Genomic DNA, 8,588 nt, shown 5'->3' on the forward strand with positions numbered 1-8,588 from the left:
CGGAGCGAGACGGACTGAAAGTCGCATAATGAAGCAAAGATTACTTTGTAAATTCTCAAAGAATCTTTAATAGGATTAAAATGAGTTTCTGCATTACCATCAAAATAAATTGTTTCAATCGTTATTTCTTGTATCGGAATAGCTTTATCAAACGTATGAATGAGCATATTAGTTTCATATTCAAAGCGTTCACCTTGAATTTCCAACATTTCATTTAAGATCGCTTTGGGAAAGCCTCGTAATCCTGTTTGAGTATCTGTTATTTTTCTCCCATAGAGTAGTTTAAATACTAATTTGGTAAGTTTATTCCCGAATTTACTTTTTGGTGGAACATTTTCAGAATCAAAATCCCGACAACCTAAAATTAGTGAATCAGGATAATTAGAAATCGTATCTACCATAGATAAGACATCCTCAACTCTATGTTGACCATCTGAATCTGCAGTAACAATTCCATTAAACTCTTCTACATCTGGCATGGTCAGGAAATAGTTAAAGGCATTTTTTAGTGCACGACCTTTGCCTAAATTTTTTGCATGAGTTAATATCCTACAATTTTGTTCATCTCTTAACTGTTCAAAAATATATTTAAACTCTCTCCTACTCCCATCATCTACTATTAAAATATTTTCTAATCCTGCTTCTCTCAGTTTAACTATATAATTACACAAGTCTGAAGGTGGATTGAGTGCTGGTATAACAACTAATGTTTTCATGGAATCTCCTTTATTACCTACTAATATTCCTTAATAAAAAGCACAAACTTCCGAATAACATTTTATCATTTTTCCTAAAAAAAAAAAGCATTTTCTGATTTGTATCCCACTCTATGACATCCCCTCCATTTGAATTTTCCTTACAAAACCAGTATAATGATAGAATATAAAAATTCTAGGAAGAGAGTCAGATGAATCAATCCGTTTCAAACTTGAAATTAGCTGAACGAGGTGCTATTATAAGCATCTTGACCTACCTTTTCTTGTCAGCAGCTAAGTTAGCAGCAGGCCACCTCCTTCACTCATCCAGTTTGGTGGCGGATGGTTTCAACAACGTTTCTGATATCATCGGAAATGTTGCCCTCCTCATTGGGATTCGTTTGGCCCGCCAACCAGCAGATAGAGACCATCGTTTCGGTCACTGGAAAATCGAGGACTTAGCAAGCCTCATCACTTCAATCATCATGTTCTATGTTGGTTTTGATGTCTTGCGAGATACGATTCAAAAGATTATTAGTCGCGAAGAAACAGTGATTGACCCACTGGGAGCGATTCTAGGAGTGATCTCTGCTGTGATTATGTTTGCTGTTTATCTCTACAACACCCACCTCAGCAAGCAGTCCAAATCTAAAGCGCTTAAAGCGGCTGCCAAGGACAATCTATCAGATGCAGTCACTTCACTCGGAACCACTATCGCTATCCTAGCCAGCAGTTTTAACTTCCCTCTCGTGGATAAATTGGTTGCCATCGTCATTACCTTCTTTATCCTCAAGACTGCCTATGATATCTTTATCGAGTCGTCTTTCAGTCTTTCAGATGGTTTTGATGAACATTTGTTGGAAGATTATCAAAAGGCTATCATGGAAATTCCTAAGATTAGCAAGGTCAAATCACAACGCGGTCGTACTTACGGAAGTAATATCTATCTGGACATTACTCTCGAGATGAACCCAGATCTCTCTGTTTTTGAAAGTCACGAAATTGCGGATCAGGTTGAATCCATGTTATCAGAACGCTTTGGTGTCTTTGATACAGACATTCATATCGAACCAGCACCAATCCCTGAGGATGAAATCCTAGATAATGTCTATAAAAAATTGCTCATGAGAGAGCAATTGATTGACCAAGGAAATCAACTAGAAGAGTTACTTGCAGAAGACTTCATTTATATCCGCCAGGACGGACAAGAACTGGACAAGGATGCCTATAAGTCCGAAAAAGAACTGACATCTGCCATTAAAGAGCTTCACCTAACTTCCATTAGTCAGAAGACAAAACTGATCCGCTATCAGATTGGTGATACCATCCACACAAGCATCTGGCGCCGCCACGAAACTTGGCAAAATATTTTCCATCAGGAAACAAAGATAGAAAAAGACTAAAAAATGAGGCCGGGATAATTTCCAACCTCATTTTTCATGTTTATTTTGCAACGCTCTTAGCAAGAACGAAGTTTCCAAGTGTAGCCGAACCATTACCTGCTACAGCTGGTGTTACGATATAGTCACGTACATCTGGAACTGGTAGGTAACCATTGAGAAGAGATGTAAATTTCTCACGTACACGGTCAAGCATGTGTTGTTGGGCCATAACCCCACCACCAAATACGATAACGTCTGGTCGGAAAGTTACAGTAGCATTAACCGCGGCTTGAGCGATATAGTAGGCTTGAACATCCCAAACAGGGTTGTTGAGTTCAATGTTTTCCCCACGAACACCTGTACGAGCTTCAAGACTTGGTCCAGCTGCATAGCCTTCCAGACATCCCTTATGGAAAGGACAAACACCGTTGAATTCTTTTTCAATATCCATTGGGTGTCTAGCCACATAATAATGACCCATTTCAGGGTGTCCCACACCACCGATAAACTCACCACGTTGGATAACACCAGCTCCGATACCTGTACCGATTGTATAGTAAACTAAGTTTTCGATACGGCCACCAGCATTATTACGAGCAACTACCTCACCGTAGGCAGAACTGTTTACGTCTGTTGTGAAGTACATTGGCACGTTTAGAGCGCGACGAAGAGCACCAAGCAAATCAACATTGGCCCAGTGAGGTTTCGGTGTAGTTGTAATAAAACCATAAGTTTTTGAGTTTTTGTCGATATCAATTGGACCAAATGATCCAATCGCAAGTCCTGCAAGATTATCAAATTTTGAAAAGAACTCGATAGTTTTATCGATTGTCTCGATAGGAGTTGTTGTTGGGAATTGTGTTTTTTCTACAATATTAAAGTTTTCATCACCGACAGCACAGACAAATTTTGTACCGCCCGCTTCCAAGCTTCCATATAGTTTTGTCATGATAAACCTCTAGTTTTTATTTTCTCTATTATAGCATAATTCCAGAAGGAAAGTTGCTCTATATTTTAGTTTTTCCTCTGTAAATTTTACTATTCAATCAAAAACGAACAAACATGACATTTGTTCGTTTTTTGATCTATTAAATCGAAAGTAGTGTACTTAATGAAAATCAAAGAACAAACTAGGAATCGAGCTGCGGATTGCTCAAAGTACAGCTTTGAGGTTGTAGATAGAACTGACGAAGGCAGTAACACATACATACGGCAAAGCGAGTATGACGCAGTTTAAATTTGATTTTCGAAGAGTATTAAGCTTTAACTTCGATGATTGCATCTCCCTTAGCAACTGATCCAGAAGCAACTGGATTTACTGAAGCAAAGTCTGCAGTGTTTGTTACGATAACCATAGTAGTGTTATCAAGTCCTGCAGCAGCAATCTTAGCTGAGTCAAATGTTCCAAGAACATCTCCAGCTTTAACCTTGTCACCTTGGGCAACTTTTTGGTCAAATCCTTCACCGTTCATTGAAACAGTGTCGATACCAACGTGAATCAAGATTTCAGCTCCGTTTGCTGTTTTCAAACCATAAGCATGCCCTGTTGGGAAGACGATTGTCACTTCAGCATCAGCTGGTGCATAGACAACATCTTGGCTAGGTTTCACAGCGATTCCTTGTCCCATAGCTCCACTTGAGAAAACTGGGTCATTAACGTCTGAAAGTGCAACTACGTCACCAACGATTGGTGTTTGGATGACACCTTCGCTAGGTGCAACAACAGTACCAGTTACTGCTTCGTCAGCTAAACGTTCAGTTGTAGCTTCTGAAGCCACTTCTGCTTCATCTTCATAACCAAACATGTAAGTAAGAGCAAAACCAAGAGCGAATGATACAGCTACCATAAGAAGGTATTGTGGAAGTTGTCCGTTACCAATGTAAAGCATTGTACCAGGGATGATTGTGATACCATTACCAGTACCAGCAAGACCAAGGATTGAAGCAAGTCCACCACCGACTGCACCAGCGATCAATGAAAGGAAGAATGGTTTACGGAAACGCAAGTTAACCCCGAAGATAGCAGGCTCAGTAATACCTAGGAAGGCAGAAAGAGCAGCTGGGAAAGCAAGTGTTTTAAGTTTAGGATTTTTAGTTTTCACACCAACGGCTACTGTTGCAGCACCTTGAGCAGTCATGGCAGCTGTGATGATAGCGTTGAATGGGTTAACATGGTCAGCAGCAAGCAATTGAACTTCAAGCAAGTTAAAGATGTGGTGAACACCTGATACGACGATAACTTGGTGAACTCCACCAATCAAGAAACCACCAAGACCGAATGGCAAGTTAAGGATAGCTTTTGTTCCAAGAAGGATATAGTTTTCAACAACGTGGAAGACTGGTCCGATCACAAACAAACCAAGAATTGACATTACGAGGAGTGTTACGAATGGTGTTACCAAGAGGTCAAGAACATCTGGAACAACTTTACGAACAGCTTTTTCAAACTTAGCTCCGACAACCCCGATGATGAAGGCTGGAAGAACTGAACCTTGCAAACCAACAACTGGGATAAATCCGAAGAAGTTCATAGCAGTTACTTCTCCACCAGAAGCAACAGCCCAGGCATTTGGAAGTGAACCTGAAACGAGCATCATACCAAGAACGATACCAACAGCTGGGTTACCACCAAATACACGGAAGGTTGACCAAACAACCAAACCTGGCAAGATAATGAAGGCTGTGTCAGTCAAGATTTGAGTGTAAGTTGTAACATCTTCTGGAAGTGTCATTCCAAGAGCATTCAAGAGTCCACGAACACCCATGAAGAGACCAGTTGCTACGATAACTGGAATGATTGGTACAAAAACATCACCGAAAGTACGGATGGCACGTTGGAACCAATTTCCTTGTTTAGCAGCTTCTGCCTTCATCTCATCCTTAGATGTCGTTGGCAAACCAAGAGCTACGACTTCATCGTACATCTTGTTAACTGTACCTGTACCAAAGATGATTTGGTATTGACCTGAGTTAAAGAAAGCACCTTGAACTTTTTCCAAGTTCTCAATAGCATCTTTGTTAATCTTCGCTTCATCTTTAACCATAACACGAAGGCGAGTAGCACAGTGAGCTACACTGTTAACATTCTCACGTCCGCCCAAGGCTTCGATGACTTTTTTTGCAATTTCTGTATTCGTCATTTGCAAAAATCTCCTTATAAAATTTTTTCTTGTTTGAAAGCGATTTTATCCGCCCTACGAATATTATTCTATCACGTTTAAAAAATATGTCAAGCGTTTTGCAGAAAAAATTTTGCTAATTTTTATTTTTTGATTGTTTTTGATATTTTTTTCATCAACACAGCAATAAATACCCTATAAACTCAGGGTTTTTACTTTTAAATTTTCAAAAACTTTCATATTTTCATCGATTTTCATAAAATTTTGTTTCTGAACTCTGTCAATCGTTTGACATTTTTTTCTTAAATTTAGTGTGAAAGACTTGCTTTTTTATAAGGAAACGTTTACTATTAAGATAGTAGAATTTATGGAGGAAATAGAAATGGAATGGACTACTGAACGTCGTTACAGACGTTATGAAGATTGGACACAAGAAGAAAGAAAAGAAATCCAAGAAAAGATGGCACAATCCCCATGGCATGTCAGCTATCACATTGAGCCAAAGGAAGGTCTCCTCAACGACCCAAACGGCTTTTCTTATTTCGATGGCAAGTGGGTTGTCTTTTACCAAAACTTCCCCTTCGGAGCAGCTCATGGGTTAAAGTCTTGGGTTCAGCTTGAAAGTGACGATTTGGTGCACTTTACTGAAACAGGTGTAAAAATCTTACCTGATACTCCTTTAGATAGCCACGGTGCTTACTCTGGTTCTGCTATGCAGTTTGGCGATCAATTATTCCTTTTTTATACTGGAAATGTCCGTGATGACAATTGGGTACGCCACCCTTATCAGATCGGTGCCTTGATGGATAAGGATGGAAATATTAAAAAGATTGATAAAATCTTGATTGATCAGCCTGCTGATGCTACTGACCACTTCCGCGATCCACAGATTTTTAACTTTAAAGGGCAATACTACGCTATCGTTGGTGGTCAAGATTTGGACAAAAAAGGTTTTGTTCGTCTCTATAAGGCTATCGATAATGATTATACAAACTGGCAAGAAGTTGCTGATCTTGACTTTAACAATGACCGCACTGCCTATATGATGGAGTGCCCAAATCTAGTCTTTGTCGGAGAACAACCTGTCCTTCTTTACTGCCCACAAGGTTTGGATAAAAAGGTTCTTGAATACGACAATATCTATCCAAACATGTATAAAATCGGCGCTTCCTTTGACCCAGAAAATGCTCGTATGGTAGATGTGTCTGAACTACACAACCTCGATTATGGTTTTGAAGCCTATGCCACTCAAGCCTTCAATGCCCCTGATGGACGTGCCCTTGCTGTTAGTTGGCTTGGTTTACCAGACGTTTCTTACCCATCTGACCGTTTTGATCACCAAGGAACTTTCTCATTGGTAAAAGAACTTACCATTAAAGACGGCAAACTCTATCAATACCCTGTAGCAGCTATCCAGGATCTTCGTGCTTCAGAAGAGGAATTCTCAAATCGTTCTGAAACCAAAAACACCTACGAGATCGAGCTTAACCTAGAAGCTGATAGTCAAAATGAAATCGTTCTTCTTGCTGATAAAGATGGCAAAGGACTCTCTATCAACTTTGACCTTGTCAATGGTCAAGTTACTGTTGACCGCAGTCAAGCAGGTGAGCAATACGCTCAAGAATTTGGAACTACTCGCTCTTGCTCAGTTACTAATCAAGCAACTACTGTCAATATCTTCATCGACAACTCAGTCTTTGAAATCTTTATCAATAAAGGAGAAAAAGTATTTTCTGGTCGTGTCTTCCCTCACGAAGATCAAAATGGAATCCTCATTAAATCTGGAAACCCAACTGGAACATACTACGAATTAGAATATGGTCGCAAAACTAACTGATGTCGCAGAACTAGCAGGCGTCAGCCCAACTACTGTCTCACGTGTTATTAATAAAAAAGGCTACCTGTCAGAAAAAACTATTCAAAAGGTTAAAGATGCTATGCGTGAGCTAGGCTATAAACCTAACAATCTGGCTCGCAGTCTTCAAGGTAAATCTGCCAAGTTAATTGGGCTAATTTTCCCAAAAATCAGCCATGTTTTCTATGCTGAATTGATTGACAAATTAGAGCACGAACTCTTCAAAAAAGGCTATAAGACAATCATCTGTAACAGTGAACACGATTCGGAAAAAGAACGTGAATATCTTGAAATGCTAGAGGCCAACCAGGTGGACGGTATTATCTCTGGTAGCCATAACTTAGGGATTGAAGACTACAATCGCGTGACGGCTCCTATCATCTCCTTTGACCGAAACTTGTCACCAGATATTCCTGTCGTTTCTTCTGATAACTATGCTGGCGGAGTCCTAGCCGCTCAGACCTTGGCTAAAACTGGAGCCAAGGCTATCATCATGATTACAGGTAATGACAACTCCAATTCTCCAACAGGACTTCGTCATGCTGGTTTTGCTTCAATCTTACCCAAGGCTCCTATTATCAATGTTTCCAGTGACTTTTCACCCCTTCGAAAAGAAATGGAAATCAAAAATATCTTGACTAAGCAAAAACCAGATGCGATTTTTGCTTCAGATGATTTAACAGCCATCTTGGTTATGAAGATTGCCCAGGAGCTTGGTATCTCTGTTCCAGAAGAACTCAAGGTTATTGGCTATGATGGAACTTATTTTATCGAGAATTTCTATCCTCACCTCACTACCATAAAACAACCCTTGGAAGAAATTGCTCGCCTGACAGTTGAGTTACTACTTCAAAAAATCGAAGGAAAAGAAGTTGCCACAACCGGTTATTTCTTACCAGTTAGTCTCTTACCAGGTAAAAGTATTTAAGCACAAGAAAACTCAGACTGAATTTGTCTGAGTTTTTTATGATCTTAAGTTTTCTAGATAACGCTGGGCTGTCTCTAAGTTAAAGGTTTTCTCTGCGATGAGGCGCTCAACCAGGGGAGCAACTTCAGACTCACTAGCACCAGCTAGGAGAGCTAGGGATTTGGCAGAAGGATTTTAGTCTCGTTTTTCCAATCAAAAAATTTTGAACATTTAGTTCTGAAACACTCTAAGACAACAGATACAAGACAAATTTTCTTATACTCTTCTACAAGTTTTTTACCCAACTGATGTTATTGTTACCAAATGTCTCCATGATGACTTCATTCGATTCACTTGTCTTCTCCTTTGTTATGTAAGATATCTTCATTTACACAGAATATGCTTTTTTCCTATAATAAGACACTCCTATCTCTAATTTATCAGTTTTCAATAGGGATATTTTTCTTATATCTCATTTTATGTAGTCAATCTCCCACGTATGCGCGAAAAACGTTTTAAAAGCTGGGTCTGTGTGAAGTTCGCCAGGATCACCCCCGCGTGTGCGGGAAAAACATCTCTTTGAGAATATCTTCCGTAAGAAACCTGGGATCACCCCCGCGTGTGCGGGAA

The 8,588-nt window shown here is 39.7% G+C and carries 6 protein-coding genes; 3 read left to right on the top strand and 3 right to left on the bottom strand.

Annotated elements, in window-relative coordinates; all coding sequences use genetic code 11:
• The coding region (locus tag HMPREF2619_RS10435) for a glycosyltransferase family 2 protein (protein WP_148130403.1) at positions 1-716 on the bottom strand (716 nt) is incomplete at its 3' end.
• A 191-nt stretch (positions 717-907) separates the two neighbouring features.
• On the opposite strand from HMPREF2619_RS10435, the gene HMPREF2619_RS10440 reads away from it, so the two are divergent.
• Positions 908-2,098 (top strand): cation diffusion facilitator family transporter, encoded by a 1,191-nt coding sequence (locus tag HMPREF2619_RS10440; protein WP_070461131.1) that lies wholly within the window; start codon positions 908-910, stop codon positions 2,096-2,098.
• A gap of 40 nt (positions 2,099-2,138) precedes the next feature.
• Here HMPREF2619_RS10440 and scrK read toward each other — a convergent pair whose 3' ends face one another.
• Together scrK and HMPREF2619_RS10450 are read right to left on the bottom strand one after the other, a co-directional pair.
• Positions 2,139-3,026 (bottom strand): fructokinase ScrK, encoded by an 888-nt coding sequence (gene scrK, locus HMPREF2619_RS10445; RefSeq protein ID WP_049509581.1) that lies wholly within the window; start codon positions 3,024-3,026, stop codon positions 2,139-2,141.
• Positions 3,027-3,333: 307 nt separating this feature from the next.
• A complete protein-coding gene (locus tag HMPREF2619_RS10450; RefSeq protein WP_060956077.1) occupies positions 3,334-5,217 on the bottom strand; it encodes a sucrose-specific PTS transporter subunit IIBC in 1,884 nt (627 codons plus the stop codon).
• Between the two features lie 361 nt (positions 5,218-5,578).
• On the opposite strand from HMPREF2619_RS10450, the gene HMPREF2619_RS10455 reads away from it, so the two are divergent.
• Positions 5,579-7,033: a sucrose-6-phosphate hydrolase gene (locus tag HMPREF2619_RS10455; protein WP_060956078.1), complete on the top strand. Its 1,455-nt coding sequence runs from the start codon at positions 5,579-5,581 to the stop codon at positions 7,031-7,033.
• Positions 7,014-7,979 (top strand): LacI family DNA-binding transcriptional regulator, encoded by a 966-nt coding sequence (locus HMPREF2619_RS10460; protein WP_061862785.1) that lies wholly within the window; start codon positions 7,014-7,016, stop codon positions 7,977-7,979. Before HMPREF2619_RS10455 ends, HMPREF2619_RS10460 begins: the two co-directional genes overlap by 20 nt.
• Positions 7,980-8,588: the final 609 nt, after the last annotated feature.

Origin of the sequence: Streptococcus sp. HMSC074B11 (assembly GCF_001808705.1) — a bacterium.
In the GTDB taxonomy this organism is placed as follows: domain Bacteria; phylum Bacillota; class Bacilli; order Lactobacillales; family Streptococcaceae; genus Streptococcus.